This is a genomic window from Stenotrophomonas sp. CC22-02, assembly GCF_004365115.1.
Classification (GTDB): Bacteria; Pseudomonadota; Gammaproteobacteria; order Xanthomonadales; family Xanthomonadaceae; genus Stenotrophomonas; species Stenotrophomonas forensis.
This window is the reverse complement of sequence record NZ_SOCO01000001.1, coordinates 2,410,905-2,435,317: the sequence shown is the minus strand read 5'-3', so window position 1 is coordinate 2,435,317 and position 24,413 is coordinate 2,410,905. Positions and strand designations below refer to the sequence as shown.

The following is a 24,413-nucleotide window of genomic DNA, read 5'->3' as shown; positions in this document are numbered from 1 at the left end:
AAATGAAAAGGCCGGGGGAGACCCCGGCCTTTTTGTTGCCCGGATTCGGGAAGCGGGGCCGATGCTGGTGGGTGCCGACCTTGGTCGGCACGGAAGCATCTGCGCGCGCGGCAGGGATGTGCCGACCAAGGTCGGCACCCACCGTCGGCACCCACAACCGGCACCCACCGCAGCCGAAGGCGGGGCTATTCCGCGGTGGCCGTATCGCCCTGCAGGCGCAGGGTTGCCATCACGCCCAGGCGCAGGCCGGGCAGGTCGCCATCGGCGGGCAGCAGGATCGGCTGCTGGCGGATGCCGCCGAAATGCTTGACCTGGAACAGCACGTCCAGGCCATGACCGCTGGCTCCACCGCCACTGGCCGCTGGCGGTTCCGGGCGGCCGCCGGGATTGCGCCGGGCCGGCTGGAAGCCGGGCGTGCTGCGCACCAGTTCCACAGTGGCGGCCGAGAAGTCACCGGCGATCAGGCTGGGCATGCCCTCGGCCGTGGCGCCGATCCAGGTCATCAGGTCGTTGGTCTGGTGCTGGCGCGCGGTGGCCTCGTCCGGCTCCGGGCGCAGCCGCGCCACGTAGATGTTGACCAGCGCCTGGCCCAGCTTCAGGCGCATCATGCCGGCCGCGCTGAACGTGCCGGGTGGATGCAGCAGGGTGACCCCGTCCTCGCTGACCGGCAGCCGGGTCAGCATGGCATTGCCATGCCGCAGCGGCTGGCTGGGTGGGTCGGCGGTGACGAAGTCGCAGCTGTAGCGCAGCCGGCTGGCCAGCCAGCAGGCCGGGTTGCGGCCCTGCTGCTGCAGTACCTGCTGCACCGAGATCACGTCCGGTTGCAGGTCGGTCAACAGTTGTGCGACCTGCTCGCGGCGCTGCTTCCATTGCGCATCGTCGCGGCTGGGCAGTTCCAGTGCGGCCACGGTCAGTTGCCGGGGCTCACCCTCGCTGCTGGCCGAGGCCGGCGCCTGTGGCCGCGCCTGGGCCTGCAACGCCGGCAACAGCAGCAGGCAGCTGAGCAGGAGTCGGGCGTAGGCGAGGGGGCGCATAACGATAAGTTTACGCTTTTGTCGTGCAGGTGCCGTGACTTCCGGCACAGCCAGGAGCGCCTGCCATGGATTGGCACCGTTGTCATGCAGCCCTGCAGCGTGCTTCGCAAGCCCCGGTTCCGGTAACCTTGCGCCTTTCGCTTTGCAGGAATGCCTTACAGGATGAGCCACGACGCAGTTGCCCCCATCGCCGGCCAGGGAAGGATGCCGCGCCAGATTCCGTACATCATCGGCAATGAGGCCTGCGAACGATTCAGTTTCTACGGGATGCGCAACATCCTGGTGCAGTTCCTGATCACCTCGCTGCTGCTGCAGGAAATCACTGCGGAAGGCCGTGCCGGTGAAGCCAAGGACATCATGCACAGCTTCATGATCGGCGTGTACTTCTTCCCGCTGCTCGGCGGCTGGCTGGCCGACAGGTTCTTCGGCAAGTACCACACCATCCTCTGGTTCAGCCTGGTCTACTGCGCAGGCCACCTGTGCCTGGCCCTGTTCGAGAACAGCCGCGAGGGCTTCTTCCTTGGCCTGGGCCTGATCGCGCTCGGCGCCGGCGGCATCAAGCCGCTGGTGGCCTCGTTCATGGGTGACCAGTTCGACCAGAGCAACAAGCATCTGGCCAAGCTCGTCTTCGACGCCTTCTACTGGATCATCAACTTCGGCTCGCTGTTCGCCTCGCTGCTGATCCCGCTGGTGCTGAAGAACTGGGGCCCGCAGTGGGCGTTCGGCATCCCGGGCATCCTGATGTTCGTGGCCACCTTCGTGTTCTGGCTGGGCCGCAAGCGCTACGTGCTGGTGCCGCTGCCGCCGAAGGACCCGCATTCGTTCGCCAACGTGGTGCGTACCGCGCTGACCGCACGCGTTGCCGGGCAGGGCCGTCCGGGCCTGGTGATCGCCGCGCTCGGCCTGGTGCTGGCGGTGGCCTCGTTCGGGCTGGTCGGTTCGCTGGGCATCGTCATCTGCCTCTGCCTTGCGCTGGTCGCCATCCTGGCCGGTATCGGCGGCGGCACCTGGCTGCAGCTGGACCGTGCCCGCGGCCAGCATCCGGCCGAAGCCGTGGAAGGCGTGCGCTCGGTGCTGCGCGTGCTGGTGATCTTCGCGCTGACCACGCCGTTCTTCTCGCTGTTCGACCAGAAGGCCTCGACGTGGGTCCTGCAGGGCCAGCAGATGCAGATGCCGAGCTGGTTCACCGCCTCGCAGATGCAGGCATTGAACCCGCTGCTGGTGATGATCCTGATTCCCTTCAACAACCTGGTGCTGTACCCGGCGCTGCGCCGCTTCGGCTTCGAGCCGACCGCGCTGCGCCGCATGACCGCCGGTATCGCCTTCAGCGGCCTGGCCTGGATCGTCATCGGTGGCATCCAGGTGGTGATGGACGGCGGCAATGCCATGTCGATCTTCTGGCAGATCCTGCCGTACGCACTGCTGACCTTCGGTGAGGTGCTGGTCTCGGCCACCGGCCTGGAGTTCGCCTACAGCCAGGCGCCGCAGGCGATGAAGGGCGTGGTGATGAGCTTCTGGAACCTGACCACCACCATCGGCAACCTGTGGGTGCTGCTGTCCAACGCGGCGGTGCGCAACGACACGGTGACCCACCAGATCGCCGGCACCGGCCTGAGCGAGGCGGCGTTCCTGATGTTCTTCTTCGCCGGCTTCGCCTTCATCGCGGCGTTGGCCTTCGGTTGGTACGCGAAACGCTATCGTATGGTCGACAACTACCGTAGCGCCTGAGCCTGACATGAGCCCCGTCAATCTGCTGTTGATCGCCATCACCGCCATCCTGTCGTGGATGGCGTTCAACAACCGCAAGCTGGCCGACCGCCTGATCCTGTGGCCGCCCGCCGTGGACCGCCATCGCCAGTACGACCGCCTGGTGACCTATGGCTTCATCCACGCCGACTGGTCGCACCTGATCTTCAACATGATCACCCTGTTCTTCTTCGGGGGATTCATCGAGAGCGTGATGGTGGAGCTGACCGGCAGCTACCTGACCTATCCGGCGTTCTACATCGGCGCGTTGCTGGTCTCGATCCTGCCCAGCTACCTGAAGAACCAGAAGAACCCGAACTACCTCAGCCTCGGTGCATCCGGGGCGGTGTCGGCGGTGCTGTTCGCCTTCATCCTGATCAAGCCGTGGTCGATCATCCTGGTGTTCTTCATCCCGGCGCCGGCGATCGTCTATGCCGCGTTCTACGTCGGCTACAGCATCTGGATGGACAAGCGCGGCGGCGATCGCATCAACCACAGCGCGCACCTGGCCGGTGCGGCGTTTGGCGTGATCTTCATGCTGGCCATGCAGCCGAGCATCTTCAACCACTTCCTGCGCGAACTCTCCAACCCGACCTTCCGCCTCGGCGGCGGTTGAGGGTGGGAACGGGGGCGGATCGGCAGCGATCCGCCCCGGCCGGTTCAGGCCGTGGTCTGCTGCCCGTAGGTGTCCAGCAGGCGGGCGAACACTTCCTCGCCGATGCGCTGGAAATCCTGGTCTTCGGTCTGACCTTCCACTGCCAGCTGCAGCAGGCCCTCCAGCAGGGCACGGTCGGTATCGGAATGGGGATCGCTGGGGTGCATCGGGGCCTCCGCGGTGATGCGCATGGTCTACGGTCGCAAGGGCCGTGCCAGCCTGGCCGTACCCCTCCATAGGCGATAGCGGCCGCCCGCCCTCCAGCTTGAGGGTCGAAAACTGACGTGAATGGACCGCACTTGCCCCTGTTCAGGCTTCACGCGATCATGGCGCCTGGCTGCGCACCATCCACGCAGTCGCCGCAGGAGACAGTTCCATGGCTTCGGTCACGCCCCCCGGTCTGGCCTACGAGGTCGAACACGACCTGGCCAGCCATCGCTTCACCGCCCGTGTCCGAGGACAGCTGGCGGTGCTCGATTACCAGATCAAGCGCAGGCGCATGGTCATCACCCACACCGAAGTGCCCGAGCCGATCGCCGGCCGCGGCATTGCCGGTGAGCTGACCCGCGTCGCGCTGCGTTTCGCCCGCGAGCAGAAATACAAGGTGGTGCCGGCGTGTTCGTATGCCGAGGCCTTCCTGCAGCGGCACGAGGAATATCACGACCTGCTCGTCGGCTGATGCCGGCGGGCCACGCTTCAGCCATGGCAGGCGATGATGTACAAACATGAACAGGGGATCCCGATGAAGATTGGAAACAACCGGCCATTGCGCGGCAGCGTGCTGGCCGGCGTGGTGGGCGTGCTGTTGCTGGCCGGTTGCCAGCGTGAGAGCGAGCCGGCACCGGCGACCGACGCGGCCCCCGCCGCCGAGGCCGCCGCCGCGGGCGAGACACCCGCCGCGGAAGCGCCGCTGGATCTGCGCGACGTGATCGAGAACAACGAGCGCGAAGTGGTGGGCATCAGCTACCCGGCCGGCATCGACCGTTATCCGGGCCTGGCACGTGCGCTGCAGGACTATGCGACCAGCGCCCGCAGCGACCTGCAGCAGGCCCTGGACGGGCTCGGCAACGACAAGCCGACCATGCCCTACGAGCTGTCGCTGAGCTTCGAGAAGCTGCTGGAAACCGCGCAGCTGGTGGTGGTCAGTGCCGATGGCAGCCGCTATACCGGAGGCGCCCACGGTGAGCCACTGGTGGCCCGCTTCGTGTGGCTGCCGCAGCACCAGCAGATGCTCAGCGCCGAAAAGCTGGTGGCCGATGCCAAGGGCTGGAAGGCGATCAGCGATTTCGTCGCCGACCAGCTGCGCGAGCGCGTGGCGACCCGCCTCAGCGGCGAGGACATGGACCCGGCCCAGCTGCAGGAATCGCTGCGCAACGCATCGCGCATGATTGCCGACGGTACCGGCCCGCAGGCCGACAATTTCAGCCAGTTCCAGCCGCTGACCGACGACAAGGGGCAGATCACCGCCCTGCGCTTTGTTTTCCCGCCGTACCAGGTCGGTCCATACTCGGACGGCACGCAGACGGCCGATGTGCCGGCGGCGGTGCTGTTGCCGCACGTGGCCAAGGACTACGTGGAGCTGTTCGCACGCGGTTGACCGCAGTCGAGGAGGTGGCGTGGATACAGGGTTGCAGGAGCGGGTCGCCGGCCTGCTGCAGGAAGCCGGGGTCCGCATCGGCGGCACCCAGCCACAGGACATCCAGGTACATGACCCGCGCTTCTTCGCGCGGGTCATGGCGCACGGCTCGCTCGGCCTCGGCGAGAGCTACATGGACGGCTGGTGGGATGCCAACGTGCTGGACGACTTCCTCGTCCACCTGATGCAGGCGCACCTGGACGAACGGGTGCACGGCTGGCGCGAGGTGGCTGATGCGCTGAAGGCGCGCCTGTTCAATCTGCAGGCCGGGCAGGGCAGCTACGAGGTCGGCCGCCGCCATTACGACCTCGGAAATGATCTGTACCAGGCGATGCTTGGCCAACGTCTGGTCTACAGCTGCGGCTACTGGCGCACTGCCGGTGATCTCGACGCTGCGCAGGAGGCCAAGCTCGACTTGGTCTGCCGCAAGCTGGGGCTGCGCCCGGGCCAGCGCGTGCTGGACATCGGCTGCGGTTGGGGTGAGGCACTGAAGTTCGCCGCCGAGCGCTATGGCGTCAGCGGCGTCGGCGTGACCATCTCGAAAGAGCAGGCCGAGTTCGCCCGTGAGCGGTGCGCCGGGCTGCCGATCGAGATCCGCCTGCAGGACTACCGCGAACTGGACGAGCCGTTCGATGCGATCTTCTCGATCGGCATGTTCGAACACGTCGGTGACAAGAACTATTCCAGTTTCTTCGAAGTGGCCAGGCGCTGCCTCTCGCCACGCGGGTTGCTGCTGCTGCATACCATCGGTACCAACATCTCGCGGCATCGAACCGATCCATGGATCGCGCGCTACATCTTCCCGAACTCGATGCTGCCGTCGGCGGTGCAGATCAGCAAGGCATTCGAAGGACGCTTCGTGCTGGAGGACTGGCACAACTTCGGCACCGATTACGACCTGACCCTGCAGGCGTGGCGGCGCAACGTGGAAGCGGCCTGGCCGCGACTGGATGCGCGCTATGACGAGCACTTCCGGCGCATGTGGCGCTTCTACCTGGCCGGGTCGATGGCGACTTTCCGCTGCCGGCACGCGCAGCTGTGGCAGCTGGTGCTGTCGCCGGAAGGCGTGCCGGGCGGGTACGTCGCGCCGCGGTAGATCCACGCCATGCGTGGATGATCCAACAAAAAAACCGCCCGGTCTCCCGGGCGGTTCTCGTTTCACGCTACCGAACGGACGATCAGTTGCCGGCGCCGGTCAGGCCACGCTTTTCCAGCAGCGGTTCGATCTGCGGCTCGTGGCCGGCGAAATCGCGGAACAGCTGCATCGCGTCGACGCTGCCGCCCTTGGACAGCAGCGTGGCGCGGAAGTGGTCGCCGTTCTTGCGGCTCAGGCCGCCGTTGTCCTTGAACCACTTCTGGGTGTTGGCATCGAGCACTTCCGACCAGATGTAGGCGTAGTAGCCGGCCGAGTAGCCACCCATGATGTGGCTGAAGTACGGGGTCTTGTAGCGCGGCGGCACCGGCGCGTAGTAGATGCCGTCCTTTTCCAGCGCAGCGCGCTCGAAGGCCATCACGTCCTTGGCGGCCGGCACCTGGTCGGCGCCGATCTGGTGCCAGCGCTGGTCGAGCATCGCCGCACCCAGGTACTCGGTGGTGGCAAAGCCCTGGTTGAACTTGGCCGCAGCCAGCACCTTGTCCAGCAGTGCCTGCGGCATCGCCGAACCGTTCTGGTAGTGCTTGGCGTAGTTCTTCAGGATGGCCGGGTTGTCCGACCACATCTCGTTGACCTGCGAGGGGAACTCGACGAAGTCGCGCGGTACCGAGGTGCCCGAGAAGTACGGGTACTTCACGTTGGAGAACATGCCGTGCAGCGCGTGGCCGAACTCGTGGAAGGTGGTGTTCACCTCATCCCAGGTCAGCAGGGTCGGCTGGCCGGCCGGCGGCTTCGGGATGTTCAGGTGGTTGGCCACCACCGGCTTGAAGCCGGTCAGCTTGGACTGCGAAACGTAGGAGTTCATCCACGCACCGCCACGCTTGGAGGCGCGCGCATACGGATCGAAGATGAAGATCGCCAGCTGGCTGCCATCGGCGTCGAACACGTCGTAGACGGTGACGTCATCGTGGTAGACCGGCAGGTCGGTACGCTGCTTGAAGGTCAGGCCGAATTCCTGGCCGGCCGCATAGAACACGCCGTTTTCCAGCACGTTCTTCATTTCGAAGTACGGCTTCAGCTGCGATTCGTCGAAGTTGTACTTGGCCTGGCGCACCTTCTCGCTGTAGAAGGCCCAGTCCCAGGGTTCCAGCTGGAAGGTCTTCTTGCCGGCGGCCTTTTGTTCCTGGTCGATCATTGCCTGCAGGTCGGCCGCTTCGCGCTTGGCGTTGGCCACAGCGGCCGGGGCCAGCTTGCCCAGCATCGCGTTGACCGCTTCGGGGGTCTTGGCGGTCTGGTTGGTCAGGTTGTAGGCGGCGAAGTTCGCAAAGCCCATCAGCTTGGCCTTGTCGGCACGCAGCTGCATGATGCGCGAGACCAGTGCGGTGTTGTCGAACTCGCCACCGCGGCTGCCACGGCTGACCGAGGCTTCGTAGATCTTCTGGCGCAGGGCGCGGTTGGCCAGGTTGGTCAGCGGCGGCTGGCCGGTGGTGTTGAGCAGGGTGATCACGTACTTGCCTTCCAGGCCACGGGCCTTGGCGGCTTCGGCGGCGGCAGCGATCTGCTCCTTGGACAGGCCGGCCAGCTCCTTGACGTCGTCGACGGTGATCGCCGAAGCGTTCACTTCCGACTGCACGTTCTGGCTGAACTTGGTGCCCAGGTTGGCCAGCTCGGCGTTCATCTCCTTCAGCGTGGCCTTGTCGGCCTCGGACAGCTTGGCGCCGGCGCGCACGTAGTTGTCGTAGTACTTCTCGACCAGGCGCACGCCTTCGGCGTCCAGGCCCAGCTGGCTGCGGGTGTCATACAGCGCCTGGATGCGGGCGAACAGCTTGCCGTTCAGCGCGATCGCATCGCTGTGCGCGGCGAACTTGGCCGAGTAATCGGCCTGCAGCTTCTTGCGGGTGTCGTTGGTGTCGGCGCCGACCAGGCTGAAGAACACGGTGGTCGCACGGTCGAGGATGTCACCGCTCTTTTCCAGGGCGATGATGGTGTTGTCGAAGGTCGGCTTGGCCTTGTTGTTGGCGATCGCCTCCACTTCCTTCAGCTGCTGCGCCATGCCGGCGTCGAAGGCCGGGGCGAAGTCGCTGTCCTTGATCCTGTCGAACTGCGGGAAATGCAGCGGCAGCGGGCTTTCGGCGAAGAACGGGTTGGCCTGCTGGGCATTGGTGCTGGCAGCCGGGGTGGCGGCGCCTGCCGAGAAGGCGGGCAGGGCAAGGCCGAGGGACATGGCCACGGCAAGGGCAAGGCGAGTGGTCAAGGTAGAAACTCCGGTAAGGCAAACAAGGGCCCGAGGGTAACCCGGCCAGCGGCGCCCGCACTTGTGTCAAAAGGCATGTTGCCGGGTCCGGGCGCGGGTACCATGCAATCACCGTCCACGGCCCACTGCCATGACCACCGCCTACGATTTCAGCTTCCGCGACCTCGATGGCCAGCCGCAGGCGCTGGCCCGTTATCAGGGCCACCCGTTACTGCTGGTCAATGTCGCCAGCCGTTGCGGTTTCACCCCGCAGTACACCGGCCTGGAACAGCTGTGGCAGGACTACCGCGAGCGCGGCCTGGTGGTGATCGGCTTCCCGTGCAACCAGTTCGGCGCGCAGGAGCCCGGCGATGCCGCGCAGATCCGCCAGTTCTGTTCGCTGGACTATCCGGTCAGCTTCCCCTTGTCGGAGAAGATCGAAGTCAACGGCAGCGGCGCCGATCCCCTGTGGGCCTGGCTGTCACGCGAGAAGCGCGGCCTGCTGGGCATTGCCCGCATCAAATGGAACTTCAGCAAGTTCCTGGTCGATCGCCAGGGGCGTGTGGTCTCGCGGCATGCGCCCACCACCAGGCCGGAGCAGCTGCGCAGCGCAATCGAAGCGGTGCTGTGAGGTAATGCCAGAAAAAATGGGACGGAGGGGATTAAGTCGTTTGTGCCACAAACGACTTAATCCCCTCCGTCCCCTTTTTGCTTATTTCTCGACGAAGGCGCGTTCGAATACGTAATGGCCCGGTTGGCCGATACGCGGCGAGACCTGGAAGCCACGGGCGTCCAGCACGCTGCGCAGGTCGGCCAGCATCTGCGGGCTGCCGCAGATCATCGCGCGGTCGTTCTCCGGGCTCAGCTCCGGCAGGCCGAGCGTGCGCTGCATCTCGCCACTTTCCATCAGCGAGGTCAGGCGGCCCTGGTTGGCGAACGGCTCGCGGGTGACGGCCGGGTAGTACAGCAGCTTGTCGCCGATCATCTCGCCCAGGAACTCGTGCTCACGCAGTTCCTTCTCGAAATAATCGCGGTAGGCCAGATCCTTTTCGTAGCGCACGCCATGGCACAGGATCACCTTCTCGAAGCGCTCGTAGGTCTCCGGGTCCTTGATCACCGACAGCCATGGTGCCATGCCGGTGCCGGTGCCCAGCAGGTACAGGTTCTTGCCGGGGTGCAGGTCGCTGATCAGCAGGGTGCCGGTGGGCTTCTTGCCGACCAGCACCTTGTCGCCCGGCTTGATGTGCTGCAGGCGCGAGGTCAGCGGGCCGTCCTGCACCTTGATGCTGAAGAACTCCAGGTGCTCTTCCCAGTTGGCGCTGGCAATGGAATAGGCGCGCAGCAGCGGCCGCGCCTCGGTTTCCAGGCCGATCATCACGAACTGGCCGTTCTCGAAGCGGAAACCGCTGTCGCGGGTGAGGGTGAAGCTGAAGTAGGCATCGGTCCAGTGGCGGACCTCAAGCACCGTTTCGGCGCCGAAAGCGGAGGACATGGGCGTATCTATCGAAAGTCGTCGGGGTGATTCTATCTCAAATGAGACGGGTTCTCATTAGGCGGAACGAGAGGCGTTCTCAGCGGTAGCCGGCCGCCTGCAGCTCGAACAGCTCGGCATAGCGGCCGCCCTGTGCCATCAGCTGCCCATGGGTGCCGCTGGCCTCGATCCGGCCGTCGGCCAGCACCAGGATGCGATCGGCCATGCGTACCGAGGAGAAACGGTGGGAAATCAGCACGGCGGTGCGATTATCCGCCAGTTCCCTGAACCGCTGGAACACTTCGAACTCGCTGCGTGCGTCCAGCGCTGCCGTTGGCTCATCCAGGATCATCACCTGCGCATTGCGCATCCACGCGCGGGCAATGGCGATCTTCTGCCACTGGCCACCGGACAGGTCCACACCCTGCTTGAAGCGGCGCCCGATCAGCTGGTCGTAGCCGCCGGGCAGTTCCTCGATCACTTCCTCGGCCATGCCGCGGCGCGCGGCGTCGGCGATGCGTGCCCGGTCGTCCATGGCCTCGACCTGGCCGACGCCGATGTTCTCGCCGGCGCTGAGGTTGTAGCGCACGAAGTCCTGGAAGATCACCCCGAGGTTGGCGCGCAGGTCGTCCAGGTCGTAGTCGCGCAGGTCGCGGCCATCGAGCAGGATGCGGCCCTCGTCCGGTTCGTACAGCCGCGCCAGCAGCTTGACCAGGGTGGTCTTGCCGGCGCCGTTCTCGCCGACCAGGGCCAGCACCTCGCCGGCCTGCAGCTGGAAATCCAGGTGGCGCACGGCCCATTGCTCGGCATCCGGGTAGCGGAAGCCGACGTTCTCGAACACGAAGCCCTGGCGGATCGGCTGCGGCACGCGCACCGCGCCCTCGCGCGAGTGGATTTCCGGCTGGATCTGGAAGAACGAGAACAGGTCATCCAGGTACAGCGCCTGGCTGGCCACCTGCGAGAACCCGATCAGCAGGCCTTCCAGCAGCTGGCGCAGGCGCAGGAAGCTGCCGGCGAGGAAGGTCAGGTCGCCGATCGAGAAGTCGCCGCGCACCGTTCGCCACGCGATGTAGGCGTAGGCGGTGTAGTAGCCCAGCGTGCCCAGTGCGGCCAGCAGCGTGCCCCAGAACGCGCGGCGCCGGGCCAGCGCCCGGTTGGCCTGGAACAGCGCCACCGACAGGCGCCGGTAGCGCTCCACCAGGAAGCGGTGCAGGTTGTAGATCTTCACTTCCTTGGCCGTTTCCACGCTGGCACCGAGCTGGCGCAGGTAGTCGAGCTGGCGGCGCTCGGGCGTCCACTGGAAGTTGAGGCTGTAGCCGGCCGCGTTGAAGTGCGATTCGCCGATGAAGGCCGGCACCAGTGCCAGCGCCAGCAGCAGGATCAGCCATGGCGCATAGACCAGCAGGCCGATGGCCAGGCTGGCCACGGTGATCGCATCCTGCACCTGGCCGAACAGCTGGCTCATCAGGTTCATCCGGCCCATGGTCTGGCGCCGCGCACGGTCCAGCTTGTCCTGCAGGTCCGGGTCCTCGAAGTCCTCCAGGTCCAGGGTCGCCGCGTGTTCCATCAGCCGGATGCTGGTGACGTTGGCGAACAGTTCCGACAGCAGGGCATCGGCATAGCTGACCAGGCGGCCGAGCAGGTCCGAGGCGATGGCCAGGCCGAATTCCAGGGCCAGCAGGCCCAGCAGTGGATTGAGCACGCCACTGGACAGCGCCTCGCCCAGCGGCGGAAAGCCGGCATCGTGCTGGCTCAGGTGCAGGGCGCTGTCGATGATCAGCTTGCCGACGTACAGCATCGCCACCGGCAGCAACGCACGGATCAGGCGCAGGCCGAGGCTGGCCAGCGTGAGCGCGGGACTGGTCTGCCAGACCATGCGCAGGAACGGCGGCAGGTTGCGCATCGCCTTGAAGCGCTGGCGCAGGCTGGGTTTCTTCGCGGCGGCGGCGCCAGCGGTGGGAGTGGCAGGCATGCGCGTATTGTGCGCGCCTGGGCCGTGCAGATGGGGTCAGTGCAGCCGTGTGGCCGCGCCGGGGTCAGATCCCTTTGCAGGGCGAAGGGATCTGACCCGCCGCATCCACGCATGATGTGGATCTATCGTGTCGACCAAGGTCGACACCTACCCACAGCTGCAGGAACCTGATCCGCCCGGCCGGAACCGCCCTTTACGGCAGCGGCGGCAGCAGACCCGCGCCCAGCCGGTTCCAGGCATTGATCACCGCAATCCCCATGCTCAGGTCGCTGATGCCCTTCTCATCGAAGTGCGGCGCCAGTGCGTCGAACGCCGCCTGCGATGGTGCCCCATCGGTCAGCCGGGTCAGCGCCTCGGCCCAGCCCAGTGCGGCTCGTTCGCGGGCGTCGAAGAAACGGCTTTCGTGCCATGCCGGCAGCGTATCCAGCTTGCGCGGGTCGATGCCGCCCTTGCGCAGCGCGGTGCCATGCATGTCCATGCAGTAGCCGCAGCCGTTGAGCTGCGACACGCGCAGGAACAGCAGTTCCATCAGGGTCGGATCAATCGAGCTTTCATGCACCGCCTTGCTGGTGGCCAGAAGGCCCTTGAAGGCCTCGGCGGCCAGGCGGGTGTAGGGGACGCGGGGAGAGGCGTGGTCGGACATTTTCGGCTCCACGGCGGCCACGGTGGCCGCCTTTCACTACCAGGACGCCGCAGCGTCCCTGCGCGTGACAACCTGCGGCAGCTTTTCCGGATTCAGCACGCTGTACACCTGGGCGATGCGGCCATCGACCACCTCGATGGTGGTGACCGAATGCAGGCGGTCACCGATGAAACGCAGGATCGCCGGTTCGCCGTTGACGTAGCCCAGCCGTGCCGGATGCGCCGCGCCACGGCGGGCGATGGCCCAGAACAGGCGTCCGATGCGTTCGGCGCCCAGCAGCGGGCGGATCGCCGCGGTAACCACGCCGCCGCCGTCGGAAACCAGCAGCGCGTTGGCGTGCAGCAGGGCCTGGATCGCCTCGCTGTCGCCGCGCTGGGAGGCGTCCATGAAGCGCGCCAGCAGCTGCCGGTGCTGGCTGGCGTCGGCGTTGAAGCGCGGCCGCCCGGCCTGCAGGCGTTGCTTTGCCCGGTGCACCAGCTGGCGGCAGTTGGCCTCGCTGTGGCCGATCAGGTCGGCGATCTCGCGGTAATCGTGATCAAAGGCCTCCTTCAGCAGGAACGCAGCGCGCTCCTCGGGGCCGAGCTGCTCAAGCAGGGTCAGGAAGGCCACCGAAACATCATCGGCAAACGCATGCAGCTGGGCCGGGCCGGGCGCCGGGTCCGGCTCCAGGGTGACCGCCAGCGGTTCAGCCAGCCACGGCCCGATGTAGTGCACGCGCTCGCGCTTGGCCGCGCGCAGCCGGTCCAGGCCGAGCCGGGTGGTGGCGGTGACCAGCCAGGCCTCGGCGTCGCGGACGCTGGCCGGGTCGGCGCCCGACCAGCGCAGCCAGGCGTCCTGGACCACGTCCTCGGCGTCGGCGCGGCTGCCGAGCAGGCGGTAGGCCAGGGCCATCAGGCGCGGACGGTGGGTCTGGAAGGCGGTTTCGGCGTTCATAGGGGCAAGGACGCCGCGGCGGGCAGGGACGTGACACGAATGTACAACGGCACCCCCGGTGGCAGAGGGGGTAAAATGGGCGGATTACCCCCGCCAGCCTCCAGCAAGCGAGCAAGTCGTGACATCGATCAAGCAGGAAGACCTCATCCAGTCCATCGCCGACGCGCTGCAGTACATCTCGTACTACCACCCGGTCGACTACATCAAGAACCTTGCCGCCGCCTACGAGCGCGAGGAGTCGCCGGCCGCGAAGGAGGCGATGGCCCAGATCCTGATCAATTCGCGGATGTGCGCCGAAGGCCACCGTCCGATCTGCCAGGACACCGGCATCGTCACCGTGTTCCTGGAAATCGGCATGGACGTGCGCTGGGACGACGCCACCATGGGCGTGGAAGACATGGCCAATGAAGGCGTGCGCCGCGCCTACATGCACCCGGACAACAAGCTGCGCGCCTCGGTGCTGGCTGATCCGGCCGGCAAGCGCATCAACACCAAGGACAACACCCCGGGCGTGGTCAACGTCAAGGTGGTGCCGGGCAACACGGTCGACGTGATCGTCGCCGCCAAGGGCGGTGGTTCGGAAGCCAAGACCAAGTTCGCCATGCTCAACCCGTCCGACTCCATCGTCGACTGGGTGTTGAAGACCGTGCCGACCATGGGCGCCGGCTGGTGCCCGCCGGGCATGCTTGGCATCGGCATCGGTGGCACCGCTGAAAAGGCGATGCTGCTGGCCAAGGAAGCACTGATGGAGCCGATCGACATCACCGAGCTGCAGGCCCGTGGTGCCTCCAACCGCATTGAAGAGCTGCGCCTGGAGCTGTACGAGAAGGTCAACGCGCTGGGCATCGGTGCGCAGGGCCTGGGCGGCCTGACCACCGTGCTCGACATCAAGATCAACGATTACCCGACCCACGCGGCCAACCTGCCGGTGGCGATGATCCCGAACTGCGCGGCCACCCGCCATGCGCACTTCACCCTGGACGGCAGCGGCCCGGTGATGCTGGACCCGCCGTCGCTGGAAGACTGGCCGAAGCTGACCTATGACGCGTCCAAGGGCACCCGCGTGGACCTGGACACGATCACGCCGGAAGACGTGGCCAGCTGGAAGCCGGGCCAGACCCTGCTGCTCAACGGCAAGCTGCTGACCGGCCGCGACGCCGCGCACAAGCGCATGGTCGACATGCTCAACAAGGGCGAGCAGCTGCCGGTCGATCTGAAGGGCCGCTTCATCTACTACGTCGGCCCGGTCGATCCGGTGCGCGACGAAGTGGTGGGCCCGGCCGGCCCGACCACCGCCACCCGCATGGACAAGTTCACCCGCCAGGTGCTGGAGCAGACCGGCCTGCTGGGCATGGTCGGCAAGGCCGAGCGCGGCCCGGCCGCGATCGAAGCGATCCGTGACAACAAGTCGGCCTACCTGATGGCCGTCGGTGGTTCGGCCTACCTGGTGTCCAAGGCGATCAAGGCGGCCAAGGTGGTCGGCTTCGCCGACCTGGGCATGGAAGCGATCTACGAGTTCACCGTGCAGGACATGCCGGTGACCGTCGCCGTCGATTCCACCGGCGAGTCGGTGCACAAGACCGGCCCGCGCGAGTGGCAGGCCCGCATCGGCAAGATTCCGGTGGTGGTGGAGTAATCCGCCTGCATTCGATCCAGCAACGGCGCCCTCGTGGCGCCGTTGTTGCATGTGGAGGATCAACGACCCTGCAACCGTTTGCCTGCTAGGCTCTGCACGACCTCACACAGGACGTGTCCATGACCCTGCATCGATCCATCATGGTGGGCTTCATGTTTGCGCTGGCCGGCTGCAGCACGCCGGCCTCTTACGAAGGTACGGATTTTTCCGCGTCCTCGCAGTGCCGCGTGCAGTGCCAGGCCGGCTATCGCAGCTGCATGGCGCAGAATGACTCCCTCGGCAGCCGCCAGAGCAATTGCGAGCAGCAGGCGGTGCCCGCGCCGGACAAGCGCTGCAAGGACGTTGCCAACCCTGAACTGCGCCGTGCCTGTGAACTGAAGGCGCATGACTGCACGATGCGCGCGCCGATGATGTCCTGTGGTGAACAGCGGGATACCTGCATGAGCCGTTGCGGTTGAGCAACCACCGCTCGCGTGGGCGCATAATCGGCCGATCCACCCGCACAGGATCCACCGCATGAGCACCACGCTGTATGGTTCGACCAGTACCGCCGCGCTGGTGGTGCATTGGCTGTTGATCGAGCTGGGCATCGAGCACGAGCTGGTGCTGCTGGATTTCGACGCACGCGAGCACAAGGCGACGGAGTACCTGGCGCTGAATCCGGCCGGAGTGGTGCCGACGCTGATGATCGATGGCCTGGTACTGACCGAGGCGGCAGCGATCGCGCTGTACCTGGCCGACCGTCACCCGGACGCCGGCCTGCTGCCTGCAGTGGGTACGCCCCAGCGCGGCGACGCCTACCGCTGGATGTTCTGGTGCGCCAATACGCTGCAGCCGGCCTATCGGGCCTGGTTCTATCCGCACGAAGTAGCCGGCGAGGCCCATGTGCAGGCCAGTCGCGAGATGGCACGGCAGCGCCTGGAAGCGGCCTGGCAGCAGGTGGCCACGCATCTGCAGACGCACGGCCCGTATCTGTTGGGTGCAACGCCGTGCGTGGTCGACTACATGCTGGTGATGCTGATGCGCTGGTCGCGCAACATGCCGAAGCCCAGCGACACCTGGCCGGCGCTCAAGGCGCACGCGTCTATGATGAAGGCGCGCCCTGCATTCGCCGAGGTCTACCGCCGCGAAGGCATCACCGACTGGCTGTAACCCGAAAAGGGGACGGAGGGGATTAAGTCGCCAATGCACAAACGACATCATCCCCTCCGTCCCCTTTTTTCGGTTACAGGATCTGCAGCACCGTTTCCGGTGGACGGCACAGCCGCGTGCCCTTGGGCGTGCGCACCACCGGCCGGTTGATCAATCGCGGGTGCTCGGCCATTGCAGCCAACAACGTGGCATCGTCGGCCTGTTCCAGGCCGAGTTCGGCGAACGCTGCTTCCTTGCTGCGCACCAGGTCGCGTGCACTCAATCCCGACGCGGCCAACACCTGGCGCAGCGTGGCGACATCGGGTGGATTGCCCAGGTAGTCGACCACCACCGGCTCGAAGCCGGCATCGCGGATCAGCTTCAGTGCGCCGCGCGAATTGCTGCAGGCCGGGTTGTGCCAGATCGTCACGTCCATCAGAACCACTCCAGCAGGGACACGCCCACGCCGACATAGGTGGCCTTGTGGTTGTAGTCGATCAGGCTTTCGCCGTAGCCATCGAAGATCTGCACATGTCCGCGCAGCAGGTTACTGATCGGGAAGCCATAGTCCAGCTGCAGTGCGCCATGCGAGCGACTGCCGGTGCGCAGCGAATGGCGCGCCATCAGTGCGACCTCGTGGCCGTTGCGGTTCCAGATCAGGGTCGCGTCGCCGCGGCCCATGTAGTCCTCGATGTCCGGATTGTTGTCGTCGCTGCGGGTCTCGGGAATGCGGTACCACGGGCGCAGCACCAGTGCCCAGTTCTCGCGGTCCAGGCCGATGTTCAGCATCACCCGGTTCCAGCTGCGTGACAGCGGATCGGCACGGCCGTTGGACTGGTGGTTCAGCGCGATGCCGGTCATGCGTCCGCGCCAGCCACCGATCGAATAGCCGTTGCGGAACACCATCATCACTTCGGGTTCGTAGTTGGTTTCGCGGAACGGGCGCGAGTCCTCGCCGTTGTAGGCCTGCCAGCGCGAGCTCTGGGTATAGCCGGCCCAGATGTCGCCGTTGTCGCCGAACAGGTTCTCGGCGACCTTGGTCTTGAAGCTGATCTGGAACTTCAGTTCGGCACTGTCCAGCACCTGCGGCGTGGTGACCGTGTTGGCCGGGTTCGGCGAATGCGGCGTGGTGTTGCGGTCGCTGGTCCAGAACGCGGGCAGCAGGTACACCGGCTTGTAGGCGCGCAGCTGGAACGGCCCGAGCTTGGAGTCTTCGGCCAGTTCCCAGCGACTGTCCAGCAGGGAACCGCGGCCGGCATTGGCCAGCGCGCTGTCCGGCGTGGCCGGACGGAACAGGTCGCTGACCCGTTCGCGTAGCTTCTCCTCGCCCTGGCTCACCCGCGCGGTCTGCCGCTCTTCGCGGCGCGCCTGCGCGGCCGCTTCTGCGGCAGCATCGGCTGCCGCGGTGGCCTGCGGGGTATGCGCGAACAGGCGGTCATAGCAGGCCAGGCGGGCCGCATCGGTGGTGATGGCCGCGCAGGCAGCGGGTGAGGTGTCGGTGCTGGGCACGAACTCCTGCGCCGCCAGCGGTGCACTGGCCAGGGCCAGCGCCAGGGGCGCAAGGCGGGGAAGCAACGGGGGGAGGGTCATTCCAACAGGCCCTTCGGTGAATACGGGGATCGCACAGTGTGGCGGCTGCACCGGATCGCGGCCAGCCCCCACGGTTTATGCACGGCCCCCGCGTGCGCAGGGCGTGAAGGCCGCACCGGTTACAGGAACCAGGCGAAGGCGAACAGGCCCAGCATGGCAATCACCACCGCCAGCTTCAGTGCCAGGCCGAGCAGGATGCCGAGCCAGGTGGCCAGGCCGACCCTGGTCGAACGCCCCAGTTCGCGGGTGTGCCAGTACTCGCCAAGCAGGGCCCCGATGAGCGGCCCGGCGAACAGGCCGATCGGCATGAAGAACAGGCCGACGATGCTGCCGACGAAGGTCCCCCAGAGTGCCTTGCGGCTGGCACCCACCCGCTGCGCGCCGACCACGGTGGCCAGCACGTCCACCAGCAGCGAGAGCAGGGTGAGCACGCCGAGGGCGACCAGCGTCGGCCAACCGACATGGACGAAGCCGTCAGCCCAGGCCGCCAGCAGCAGTCCGATGAACACCAGCGGGATGCCGGGGAGGGCCGGAAGGATGATTCCGGCGATGCCGACGAGGACAAAAATGACCGCTAGCAGATATAAGATGAATGAAAGTCCCATGCTGTCCCGTATGGTGGTCGATTTGGGGTTGACAGTGAAAGATTTTGCCAGTTGATTTTTCGTTTTGGGCGAGTTAAGTTGCAGTCGCTGAGCTTGGCAAGGTCACCGTGGATCGTGGCCTGATGAAGCAAGATCTTCCCGATCCGCTGCATCGATGCACCTCGCTTCCCCCTTGCTTGTCAGCCGCCCACCAGGCGTTTCCAACAACAAGAGAGAGTCCAAGGGAGTTAGTGAGATGGCTGATCGCGAGACCGGTACCGTAAAGTGGTTCAATGATGCAAAGGGCTTCGGCTTCATCAGCCGGCAGAATGGCGAGGACGTGTTCGTGCACTTCCGCGCCATCGAGACCCAGGGCTTCAAGAGCCTCAAGGAAGGCCAGTCGGTGACCTTCGAAGTCGTGCAGGGCCAGAAGGGCCTGCAGGCTGACAAGGTGCAGCCGGCGTAATACCTGCCGCCCGTCGGCATGAAAAAGGCCCGCGCAAGCGGGCCTTTTTCTTTGCCTTTGGCCCGCTGCAGGTCAGCGCAGGATGACCCGCCCATTGACCACGCGCACGTAGGTGTTCTCGCGGATGCCGCCCAGGTCACGCTGGTTGACCACGATGGTGCGGCCGTCGTCCATGCGCACGCTGATGTCGTAGGTGTCGCTGGTGACGTTCTTCTGGATCTGGTTGCCGGCCAGCGCGCCACCCACGGCGCCTGCGGCAGCCGCGATGTTCTTGTTGCCGCGGCTGCCGCCGGTGTGGTCGGAGATTTCGTGGCCGGCCACCGCACCGACGATGCCGCCGAGGATTGCGCCGGTGGCGCTGGGCGCGGTGCGGCCGGACTGCACGGTGTTGATGCGGGTGACGATGCCGCAGTCGGCGCAGCGGCCCTGGTTGTAGCCGCCGTTGTTGCCATAGCCGCCATTGTTGTAGCCATTGTTGTATCCACCACCGCCATAGCCGGGCGAGGTGGCACAGCCGGCCAGGGCGAGGGTAGCGATGGCGCTGGCGGCGATGAGCTGGATCTTCATGGGGCGTCTCCTGGCCGTGAAGGCGGGTGCGTTGGGTGGTACTGCGTCATGCAGCAGGGTGGACGAATCGTCCCCTTTCGAACGTGAACAAGGCGCCAACCGCGCGTGCATTGCCCGGCTGCAGGATGAATGCGCTCAGCGGAAATCCTGGTGGCAGGCGCGGCAGTCGGCCTGCAGCGTATCCACCACCTTGGCCAGGGCCGTGCAGTCGCTGGGGGGCGCAGCCAGCGCAGCGTTGAGGTTGCCGCGCAGCCGGCTGGCGTGCTGCTGGAACTGCGCACTGTCCTTCAGCCCTGGAAAGGCCAGGTCCAGATCGTTGGACAGCAGCCGAATGGCCTGCAGCCGCGGCACGCTGTCGGCCAGGCTGCAGCGGTTCTGCTGCTGGGCCTGCTGCAGCAGCTGCGACTGCCGCTGCATGACCTGCATCAGGCTGTCCGGGAACGGGTCGCGGCGGGCCTGCAGCGCACGCCCGACCATCACCGTGGCGATCAGGCCGATCAGCAGGCCCAGGCACAGTACGAACAGGTAGCGATGGGCGGTGCTCGGGCGACGGGGCGGGCTGGCGTTCATGGCGGGCTCTCCGGGCGTGCAACGGTGGGTTCGATGCAGGCGCGCTGCAGGCGCCGGCACCTGCACGTTAAAATAGCCCGATGAACGAACAGGTCAAACAACGCTTCGCCGGCATCGAACGGCTGTATGGCGTGGGCGCGCTCGAGCGTCTGCAGGGCAGCCGCGTGGCGGTGGTGGGCATGGGCGGTGTCGGCTCATGGGTGGTGGAAGCGCTGGCGCGTTCGGCTGTCGGCCACCTGACCCTGATCGACGCCGATGACATCTGCGTGTCCAACACCAACCGGCAGCTGCCGGCGATGGAAGGCAACTACGGCCGCAACAAGGCCGAGGCGATGGCCGAGCGCTGCCGCGCGATCAATCCGGACATCGAAGCCGATGCGGTGCAGGCGTTCCTGACCGTGTCCAACATGGCCGAACTGCTGGATCGCGGTTTCGATCTGGTGATCGATGCCTGCGACAGTTTCCGGGTCAAGGTCGAGACCATCGCCTGGTGCCGCCGCCGCAAGCTGCCGCTGCTGACGGTGGGCGCCGCTGGCGGCCGCACCGATCCGACCCTGGTGCGCATCCGCGATGTCTCGCGTACCGAGCACGATGCCATGCTGGCGTTGATCCGCAAGAAGCTGCGCAGCGAATTCAATTTCCCGAAGAATGCCAAGCGCTACTTCGGCGTGCCGGCGGTGTACTCGCTGGAGAACGTGAAGTACCCGCAGGCCGATGGCAGCGTGTGCGGCATCCGCCCGAACCTGGGCGCCGATGCGGCACTCAAGCTGGACTGCGGCGCAGGCCTGGGCGCCGCGACGCACATCACCGGCGCGTTCGCCTTCGCCGCGGTCGGCAAGGCGCTGGAAATGCTGCTGGAGCCGAAGAAAGTGAAGGCCGAAGCGGTCGAGGTCAGCGAGGTCTGATGAACCGTGCCGGCCAGCGGCCGGCACCTGCCGTTACATTGCCGGCAGCGCGAACAGTCGCCGCGCATTTCCGGTAGTGGCCTGCGCCACCGCATCCAGCTCCATTCCACGCAACGCCGCCACGTGGCGGGCGATGACGGCCAGCCGCGCCGGTTCGTTGCGCTGGCCGCGAATGCCGGCGTCGGGTTGGTCCGGCGCGTCGGTCTCCAGCAGCAGCTGTTCCAGCGGCATCTCGCGTACCAGTCGCTGCAGGCGTTGCGCGCGATCGTAGGTCAGCGGGCCGCCCAGGCCCAGCAGGAAACCCTGCCTGTGCAGCTGCGCGGCCTGTTCCGGGCTGCCGGAAAAGCTGTGCACCACGCCACGCAGGCCACCGATGCGGCGGATCGCGGCGATCACCGTGTCCACCGCGCGCCGCGCATGCACGATCACCGGAAGATCGAACTCGCGGGCCAGCTCCAGCTGGCCAATGAAATAGGCCTGCTGCACCTCGGCATCCAGCCCTTCAACGAAGAAATCCAGGCCGCATTCGCCGATCGCGCAGGGGCGTTCGCGTTCGATCCACTCGCGCAGCAGCGGCAGGTGCCCGGGCCGGTGCTCGGCCAGGAACATCGGGTGCAGGCCGTAGGCCGGGTACAGCCCCGGCGCCTGCCGGCAGACCTCGCGCAGCTTCGGCCAGCTTTCGGCGGTGACCGCAGGAACCACCTGCGCGCGCACGCCAGCCGCGCCTGCGCGCTCGATTACCGCCGCGCGGTCAGCATCGAATTCACTGGCATCCAGATGGCAGTGGCTGTCGACCAGCAGGCTCAACGCTGTTCCAGCGGCGGGGGTGGGGTAGCGTTGCGGCTCTTCCAGTTGGCCAGCAACAGTGTGCCGAAGCCCAGCACCAGCTCGTCGACGAACGGGATCGGGTCCGGGATGAACAAGGTCAGCACGAACAGGCCGGCCGTGAGCTTGAACAGGGTGGGGTAGCGCAGCCGGCGCGCCCATTGCAGTACCGGGAGCAGCATCGCGTTGGCCATGGCGGGAATCCTCGTGGGGAACATGCAAACGCTACCACGGGCCCAGCATTTCCCGATGCTGAATGGGTTACAGCAATGAGCAGGAAATGTGGAGATTCCGTTCAGGCAGCCCATGCTGCAATCTGGCCCGAGAACGTTGCGGACGGTCCGCAAGGAGCAGGTCATGAAAAGCACAACTACAACTGTCCTGGTCGCAGCGGGCGCGCTGCTGGTCGGTGGCATCGCCACCGCCGCCTTCATGAAGAGTGGCGACAAGTCGCCCGATTCCATCAGCGCCGGAACCCCCAATGCCGAATCGCGCCTGGCCGATGGCAATGCCATTGACGATGGTGCGCGTGGTGACACGCTCGACCCGTCGGCGCCGCGCGGCCTGGAGTACGCCGACGTGCTGAAGGTCGACCCGATCACCGAGAAGCAGAAGGCCTATGCCACCGTGATCGGTACCGATCCGGTGCGCGAAACCTCCACCACCCAGACCCCGCACGAAGTCTGCCAGGACGTGACCGTGCAGGAGCGCCTGCCGGAGCGTGACGGCAACGTCGGCGGTACCGTGGTCGGCGCGGTGGTTGGTGGCCTGCTCGGCAACCAGGTCGGCGGCGGCAACGGCAAGAAGGCCGCAACCGCGGCCGGCGCGGTGGCCGGTGGCTTCATCGGCAACCAGATCGACAAGCGCCATGTGGGTGGCCGCGTGGTCAACCGCACCGAGCGCCAGTGCCACACCGAGACGGCCACCTCCGAGTCGAGCCGCGTTACCGGTTACAACGTGACCTACCGCAACGAGGACGGCACCACCGGGACCATGCGCATGGCCAGCAAGCCGGGTAACCGCATTGCCATGGGTAACACCGATGTGGTCAAGGGCTACAACGTGACCTATCGCTATGACGGCGCCGAGAAGACCGTGCGCATGGACAACAAGCCGGCCAGCGATCGCCTGCCGGTGGTCGATGGCCAGCTGGTCACGCAGACCGCTGCCGCGGGCGACACGGCTGCAGCCACGCGCCAGTAAGCCCAGGCGCAACACGCAGTAGCCAACGGGCCGGCGCATGCCGGCCCGTTTCGCTTTTCGGGCTGGAATTCATCCCGTCGGGTCAGGGATCGACCATCATGGTCGCCCCTTCCCACGACATGGAGTCGGCATGAGCATCTTCGACCTGCGCCTGGAAACCGAGCGGCTGATCCTGCGCCCCCTGCTGCGCGAGGATTACGAACCCTACCTGGCGTTCTGCGCCGACGAGGAAACGATGCGAACCCTGGGCGGCGTGCAGCCGCCTTCGGTGGCCTGGCGCGGCTTCTGCAGCCTGGCCGGTGCCTGGCAGCTGTTCGGCTTCTCGATGTTCAGCGTGATCGAGAAATCGAGCGGCGAATGGATCGGGCGGATGGGGCCCTGGCAACCGCAGGACTGGCCCGGTACCGAGGTTGGCTGGGGCATCCGTCATGCCAGCTGGGGCCGAGGCTATGCGCCGGAAGCGGCAGTCGCGGCGATCGACTGGGCTTTCGATACGCTGGGCTGGGATGAGGTGATCCACACCATTGCCGAGAACAACGACAACTCGCGGGCGGTCGCGTGCAAGCTCGGCAGCACGCTGCTGCGCATGGGGGAGCTGCCGCCGCCGTACAACGACAAGCCGATGCAGATCTGGGGCCAGTCGCGCGAGCAGTGGAGGAAGCGCGCGCACTGAGCGTTGCCTGGTAGTGCCGGCCGCTGGCCGGCAATCGCTTGGATCCAGCTGCATCGAGGATGCCGGCCAGCGGCCGGCACTACCGTGTGGGCATGCTGCACCCGCGCTTGGCATTCATCGGCGCGCTTGCCAGACTGCACGCAGCCGGCCGCCGGCCGGAACCGATGGAGCAGGCGATGGTGGAAGAGCGCGTCCCGCTGACGGTGCATGGCATGTCGGTCTCGGGCAATTGCCACAAGGTACGCCTGCTGCTGGAGCAGCTCGGCAGCCGCTACCGCTGGGTGGAAGTGGACAGTGCCCATGGCCAGACCCACACCCCGGAATTCCTTGCGCTGAACCCGAATGCCAAGGTGCCGCTGATCGTGCGTGACGACGGCCGCGTGCTGACCGAGTCCAACGCGATCCTGTTCTGGCTGGCCGAAGGCACGCCGTACCTGCCCAGTGACGGCTGGGAGCGCGCGCAGGCGTTGAGCTGGATGTTCTTCGAGCAGTACACGCATGAGCCCTGCGTGGCCGTGGCGCGCTTCATCCGTGGCTGGACGGCCGCCGATTCGCCGCGCCGCGCCGAACTGCCGAGGCTGCACGAGCGTGCCGCCACCGCGCTGGCGGTGATGGAGCAGCACCTGCGCCGGGCGCAGTGGTTCACCGGGAGCGAGTACGGCATCGCCGACATCGCGCTGTTCGCCTACACCGACGTGGCCGGCGAGGGCGGCATCGGCCTGGCGCCGTTCCCCGAGGTGCGCGCCTGGCTGCAGCGCGTGCGAGGGCAGCCGCGCTTCCTGCCAATGCCGGCCGTGACCGCCGAGGTGCGTGCACGCTTCGACGCCGCGTGAGTTCCACAGGGTAG

28 protein-coding genes are annotated in these 24,413 nt (G+C 66.4%); 14 read left to right on the top strand and 14 right to left on the bottom strand.

The window, feature by feature from the left end; genetic code table 11:
- Positions 1–185: 185 nt before the first annotated feature.
- Positions 186–1,034 carry an endonuclease/exonuclease/phosphatase family protein gene (locus N440_RS11230; RefSeq protein WP_133935122.1) on the bottom strand — a complete coding sequence of 283 codons (849 nt, stop codon included), beginning with the start codon at positions 1,032–1,034 and terminating at the stop codon, positions 186–188.
- Between the two features lie 162 nt (positions 1,035–1,196).
- Here N440_RS11230 and N440_RS11225 point away from each other — a divergent pair, with 162 nt between their 5' ends.
- Positions 1,197–2,762 (top strand): oligopeptide:H+ symporter, encoded by a 1,566-nt coding sequence (locus N440_RS11225; RefSeq protein ID WP_008267858.1) that lies wholly within the window; start codon positions 1,197–1,199, stop codon positions 2,760–2,762.
- 7 nt (positions 2,763–2,769) lie between these two features.
- Entirely contained in the window at positions 2,770–3,396 is a 627-nt protein-coding gene (locus N440_RS11220) for a rhomboid family intramembrane serine protease (protein WP_133935121.1), read from the top strand.
- Between the two features lie 44 nt (positions 3,397–3,440).
- On the opposite strand, the gene N440_RS20360 is transcribed toward N440_RS11220, so the two are convergent.
- On the bottom strand, positions 3,441–3,602 hold the full coding sequence (locus N440_RS20360) for a hypothetical protein (RefSeq protein WP_166671555.1): 162 nt from the start codon (positions 3,600–3,602) through the stop codon (positions 3,441–3,443).
- Between the two features lie 209 nt (positions 3,603–3,811).
- Here N440_RS20360 and N440_RS11215 point away from each other — a divergent pair, with 209 nt between their 5' ends.
- The 3 genes from N440_RS11215 to cfa are packed head-to-tail and all read left to right on the top strand — an operon-like array spanning position 3,812 to position 6,167.
- Positions 3,812–4,114, top strand: a complete 303-nt coding sequence (locus tag N440_RS11215) for a GNAT family N-acetyltransferase (RefSeq protein ID WP_006377679.1) — start codon at positions 3,812–3,814, stop codon at positions 4,112–4,114.
- A gap of 36 nt (positions 4,115–4,150) precedes the next feature.
- On the top strand, positions 4,151–5,032 hold the full coding sequence (locus N440_RS11210; RefSeq protein WP_133935120.1) for a DUF3298 and DUF4163 domain-containing protein: 882 nt from the start codon (positions 4,151–4,153) through the stop codon (positions 5,030–5,032).
- A 19-nt stretch (positions 5,033–5,051) separates the two neighbouring features.
- Positions 5,052–6,167 carry a cyclopropane fatty acyl phospholipid synthase gene (gene cfa / locus N440_RS11205; protein WP_133935119.1) on the top strand — a complete coding sequence of 372 codons (1,116 nt, stop codon included), beginning with the start codon at positions 5,052–5,054 and terminating at the stop codon, positions 6,165–6,167.
- A gap of 82 nt (positions 6,168–6,249) precedes the next feature.
- On the opposite strand, the gene N440_RS11200 is transcribed toward cfa, so the two are convergent.
- Positions 6,250–8,418 (bottom strand): M3 family metallopeptidase, encoded by a 2,169-nt coding sequence (locus N440_RS11200; protein WP_133935118.1) that lies wholly within the window; start codon positions 8,416–8,418, stop codon positions 6,250–6,252.
- A 130-nt stretch (positions 8,419–8,548) separates the two neighbouring features.
- On the opposite strand from N440_RS11200, the gene N440_RS11195 reads away from it, so the two are divergent.
- Complete coding sequence (locus N440_RS11195; protein WP_133935117.1) at positions 8,549–9,028, top strand: glutathione peroxidase; 480 nt, start codon at positions 8,549–8,551, stop codon at positions 9,026–9,028.
- Positions 9,029–9,109: 81 nt separating this feature from the next.
- Here the strand turns inward: N440_RS11195 and N440_RS11190 are convergent, their stop codons facing one another.
- The 4 genes from N440_RS11190 to N440_RS11175 all read right to left on the bottom strand — a co-directional run bounded on the left by N440_RS11190 (position 9,110) and on the right by N440_RS11175 (position 13,416).
- Positions 9,110–9,889 carry a ferredoxin--NADP reductase gene (locus N440_RS11190; RefSeq protein ID WP_006455701.1) on the bottom strand — a complete coding sequence of 260 codons (780 nt, stop codon included), beginning with the start codon at positions 9,887–9,889 and terminating at the stop codon, positions 9,110–9,112.
- Between the two features lie 79 nt (positions 9,890–9,968).
- A complete protein-coding gene (locus tag N440_RS11185; RefSeq protein WP_133935116.1) occupies positions 9,969–11,840 on the bottom strand; it encodes an ABC transporter ATP-binding protein in 1,872 nt (623 codons plus the stop codon).
- Positions 11,841–12,033: 193 nt separating this feature from the next.
- Positions 12,034–12,483, bottom strand: coding sequence for a carboxymuconolactone decarboxylase family protein (locus N440_RS11180; RefSeq protein WP_133935115.1), 450 nt, complete (start codon positions 12,481–12,483; stop codon positions 12,034–12,036).
- 36 nt (positions 12,484–12,519) lie between these two features.
- Positions 12,520–13,416 (bottom strand): RNA polymerase sigma-70 factor, encoded by an 897-nt coding sequence (locus N440_RS11175; protein WP_133935114.1) that lies wholly within the window; start codon positions 13,414–13,416, stop codon positions 12,520–12,522.
- A 118-nt stretch (positions 13,417–13,534) separates the two neighbouring features.
- Between N440_RS11175 and N440_RS11170 the strand changes: the two genes are divergently transcribed.
- The 3 genes from N440_RS11170 (at position 13,535) to N440_RS11160 (ending at position 16,204) form a co-directional block, all read left to right on the top strand.
- Positions 13,535–15,052 carry a fumarate hydratase gene (locus N440_RS11170; RefSeq protein ID WP_008268808.1) on the top strand — a complete coding sequence of 506 codons (1,518 nt, stop codon included), beginning with the start codon at positions 13,535–13,537 and terminating at the stop codon, positions 15,050–15,052.
- A gap of 119 nt (positions 15,053–15,171) precedes the next feature.
- Entirely contained in the window at positions 15,172–15,510 is a 339-nt protein-coding gene (locus N440_RS11165) for a hypothetical protein (protein WP_133935113.1), read from the top strand.
- A gap of 58 nt (positions 15,511–15,568) precedes the next feature.
- Positions 15,569–16,204, top strand: a complete 636-nt coding sequence (locus N440_RS11160) for a glutathione S-transferase family protein (RefSeq protein ID WP_133935112.1) — start codon at positions 15,569–15,571, stop codon at positions 16,202–16,204.
- Positions 16,205–16,277: 73 nt separating this feature from the next.
- Here N440_RS11160 and arsC read toward each other — a convergent pair whose 3' ends face one another.
- From arsC to N440_RS11145, 3 genes are all read right to left on the bottom strand, one after another.
- Entirely contained in the window at positions 16,278–16,619 is a 342-nt protein-coding gene (gene arsC, locus N440_RS11155) for an arsenate reductase (glutaredoxin) (RefSeq protein ID WP_133935111.1), read from the bottom strand.
- The gene (locus tag N440_RS11150; protein ID WP_040007407.1) at positions 16,619–17,773 is read right to left on the bottom strand and encodes a phospholipase A; all 1,155 of its coding nucleotides are present in this window, start codon (positions 17,771–17,773) and stop codon (positions 16,619–16,621) included. The genes arsC and N440_RS11150 overlap by 1 nt, the downstream gene beginning before the upstream one ends.
- 119 nt (positions 17,774–17,892) lie before the next feature.
- Positions 17,893–18,378 (bottom strand): DUF456 domain-containing protein, encoded by a 486-nt coding sequence (locus N440_RS11145; RefSeq protein WP_040007409.1) that lies wholly within the window; start codon positions 18,376–18,378, stop codon positions 17,893–17,895.
- Between the two features lie 235 nt (positions 18,379–18,613).
- On the opposite strand from N440_RS11145, the gene N440_RS11140 reads away from it, so the two are divergent.
- Positions 18,614–18,823 carry a cold-shock protein gene (locus tag N440_RS11140; RefSeq protein ID WP_049455859.1) on the top strand — a complete coding sequence of 70 codons (210 nt, stop codon included), beginning with the start codon at positions 18,614–18,616 and terminating at the stop codon, positions 18,821–18,823.
- A 72-nt stretch (positions 18,824–18,895) separates the two neighbouring features.
- Here the strand turns inward: N440_RS11140 and N440_RS11135 are convergent, their stop codons facing one another.
- Positions 18,896–19,390, bottom strand: a complete 495-nt coding sequence (locus N440_RS11135) for a glycine zipper 2TM domain-containing protein (RefSeq protein ID WP_008264629.1) — start codon at positions 19,388–19,390, stop codon at positions 18,896–18,898.
- A gap of 135 nt (positions 19,391–19,525) precedes the next feature.
- Positions 19,526–19,960 (bottom strand): hypothetical protein, encoded by a 435-nt coding sequence (locus N440_RS11130; protein WP_133935110.1) that lies wholly within the window; start codon positions 19,958–19,960, stop codon positions 19,526–19,528.
- Positions 19,961–20,040: 80 nt separating this feature from the next.
- On the opposite strand from N440_RS11130, the gene N440_RS11125 reads away from it, so the two are divergent.
- Positions 20,041–20,865, top strand: coding sequence for a tRNA threonylcarbamoyladenosine dehydratase (locus N440_RS11125; RefSeq protein WP_006455263.1), 825 nt, complete (start codon positions 20,041–20,043; stop codon positions 20,863–20,865).
- Positions 20,866–20,898: 33 nt separating this feature from the next.
- Here the strand turns inward: N440_RS11125 and N440_RS11120 are convergent, their stop codons facing one another.
- Both N440_RS11120 and N440_RS11115 read right to left on the bottom strand, forming a co-directional pair.
- Positions 20,899–21,672 (bottom strand): TatD family hydrolase, encoded by a 774-nt coding sequence (locus N440_RS11120; RefSeq protein WP_133935109.1) that lies wholly within the window; start codon positions 21,670–21,672, stop codon positions 20,899–20,901.
- The gene (locus N440_RS11115; RefSeq protein ID WP_040007412.1) at positions 21,669–21,884 is read right to left on the bottom strand and encodes a DUF6116 family protein; all 216 of its coding nucleotides are present in this window, start codon (positions 21,882–21,884) and stop codon (positions 21,669–21,671) included. Before N440_RS11115 ends, N440_RS11120 begins: the two co-directional genes overlap by 4 nt.
- Positions 21,885–22,047: 163 nt before the next feature.
- Here N440_RS11115 and N440_RS11110 point away from each other — a divergent pair, with 163 nt between their 5' ends.
- The 3 genes from N440_RS11110 to N440_RS11100 all read left to right on the top strand — a co-directional run bounded on the left by N440_RS11110 (position 22,048) and on the right by N440_RS11100 (position 24,399).
- Positions 22,048–22,893 (top strand): glycine zipper 2TM domain-containing protein, encoded by an 846-nt coding sequence (locus N440_RS11110; RefSeq protein ID WP_133935108.1) that lies wholly within the window; start codon positions 22,048–22,050, stop codon positions 22,891–22,893.
- 130 nt (positions 22,894–23,023) lie between these two features.
- On the top strand, positions 23,024–23,566 hold the full coding sequence (locus N440_RS11105; protein ID WP_133935107.1) for a GNAT family N-acetyltransferase: 543 nt from the start codon (positions 23,024–23,026) through the stop codon (positions 23,564–23,566).
- A gap of 176 nt (positions 23,567–23,742) precedes the next feature.
- Positions 23,743–24,399 carry a glutathione S-transferase family protein gene (locus N440_RS11100; protein ID WP_133936024.1) on the top strand — a complete coding sequence of 219 codons (657 nt, stop codon included), beginning with the start codon at positions 23,743–23,745 and terminating at the stop codon, positions 24,397–24,399.
- Positions 24,400–24,413: the final 14 nt, after the last annotated feature.

Excerpts from the sequence above, each read along its gene's own strand:
- N440_RS11230 (WP_133935122.1), bottom strand. The coding sequence starts at position 1,034 with ATGCGCCCCCTCGCCTACGCCCGACTCCTGCTCAGCTGCCTGCTGCTG.
- N440_RS11225 (WP_008267858.1), top strand. The coding sequence starts at position 1,197 with ATGAGCCACGACGCAGTTGCCCCCATCGCCGGCCAGGGAAGGATGCCG.
- N440_RS11220 (WP_133935121.1), top strand. The coding sequence starts at position 2,770 with ATGAGCCCCGTCAATCTGCTGTTGATCGCCATCACCGCCATCCTGTCG.
- N440_RS20360 (WP_166671555.1), bottom strand. The coding sequence starts at position 3,602 with ATGCACCCCAGCGATCCCCATTCCGATACCGACCGTGCCCTGCTGGAG.
- N440_RS11215 (WP_006377679.1), top strand. The coding sequence starts at position 3,812 with ATGGCTTCGGTCACGCCCCCCGGTCTGGCCTACGAGGTCGAACACGAC.
- N440_RS11210 (WP_133935120.1), top strand. The coding sequence starts at position 4,151 with ATGTACAAACATGAACAGGGGATCCCGATGAAGATTGGAAACAACCGG.
- N440_RS11195 (WP_133935117.1), top strand. The coding sequence starts at position 8,549 with ATGACCACCGCCTACGATTTCAGCTTCCGCGACCTCGATGGCCAGCCG.
- N440_RS11190 (WP_006455701.1), bottom strand. The coding sequence starts at position 9,889 with ATGTCCTCCGCTTTCGGCGCCGAAACGGTGCTTGAGGTCCGCCACTGG.
- N440_RS11185 (WP_133935116.1), bottom strand. The coding sequence starts at position 11,840 with ATGCCTGCCACTCCCACCGCTGGCGCCGCCGCCGCGAAGAAACCCAGC.
- N440_RS11180 (WP_133935115.1), bottom strand. The coding sequence starts at position 12,483 with ATGTCCGACCACGCCTCTCCCCGCGTCCCCTACACCCGCCTGGCCGCC.
- N440_RS11175 (WP_133935114.1), bottom strand. The coding sequence starts at position 13,416 with ATGAACGCCGAAACCGCCTTCCAGACCCACCGTCCGCGCCTGATGGCC.
- N440_RS11165 (WP_133935113.1), top strand. The coding sequence starts at position 15,172 with ATGACCCTGCATCGATCCATCATGGTGGGCTTCATGTTTGCGCTGGCC.
- N440_RS11160 (WP_133935112.1), top strand. The coding sequence starts at position 15,569 with ATGAGCACCACGCTGTATGGTTCGACCAGTACCGCCGCGCTGGTGGTG.
- arsC (WP_133935111.1), bottom strand. The coding sequence starts at position 16,619 with ATGGACGTGACGATCTGGCACAACCCGGCCTGCAGCAATTCGCGCGGC.
- N440_RS11150 (WP_040007407.1), bottom strand. The coding sequence starts at position 17,773 with ATGACCCTCCCCCCGTTGCTTCCCCGCCTTGCGCCCCTGGCGCTGGCC.
- N440_RS11145 (WP_040007409.1), bottom strand. The coding sequence starts at position 18,378 with ATGGGACTTTCATTCATCTTATATCTGCTAGCGGTCATTTTTGTCCTC.
- N440_RS11140 (WP_049455859.1), top strand. The coding sequence starts at position 18,614 with ATGGCTGATCGCGAGACCGGTACCGTAAAGTGGTTCAATGATGCAAAG.
- N440_RS11135 (WP_008264629.1), bottom strand. The coding sequence starts at position 19,390 with ATGAAGATCCAGCTCATCGCCGCCAGCGCCATCGCTACCCTCGCCCTG.
- N440_RS11130 (WP_133935110.1), bottom strand. The coding sequence starts at position 19,960 with ATGAACGCCAGCCCGCCCCGTCGCCCGAGCACCGCCCATCGCTACCTG.
- N440_RS11125 (WP_006455263.1), top strand. The coding sequence starts at position 20,041 with ATGAACGAACAGGTCAAACAACGCTTCGCCGGCATCGAACGGCTGTAT.
- N440_RS11115 (WP_040007412.1), bottom strand. The coding sequence starts at position 21,884 with ATGGCCAACGCGATGCTGCTCCCGGTACTGCAATGGGCGCGCCGGCTG.
- N440_RS11110 (WP_133935108.1), top strand. The coding sequence starts at position 22,048 with ATGAAAAGCACAACTACAACTGTCCTGGTCGCAGCGGGCGCGCTGCTG.
- N440_RS11105 (WP_133935107.1), top strand. The coding sequence starts at position 23,024 with ATGAGCATCTTCGACCTGCGCCTGGAAACCGAGCGGCTGATCCTGCGC.
- N440_RS11100 (WP_133936024.1), top strand. The coding sequence starts at position 23,743 with ATGGTGGAAGAGCGCGTCCCGCTGACGGTGCATGGCATGTCGGTCTCG.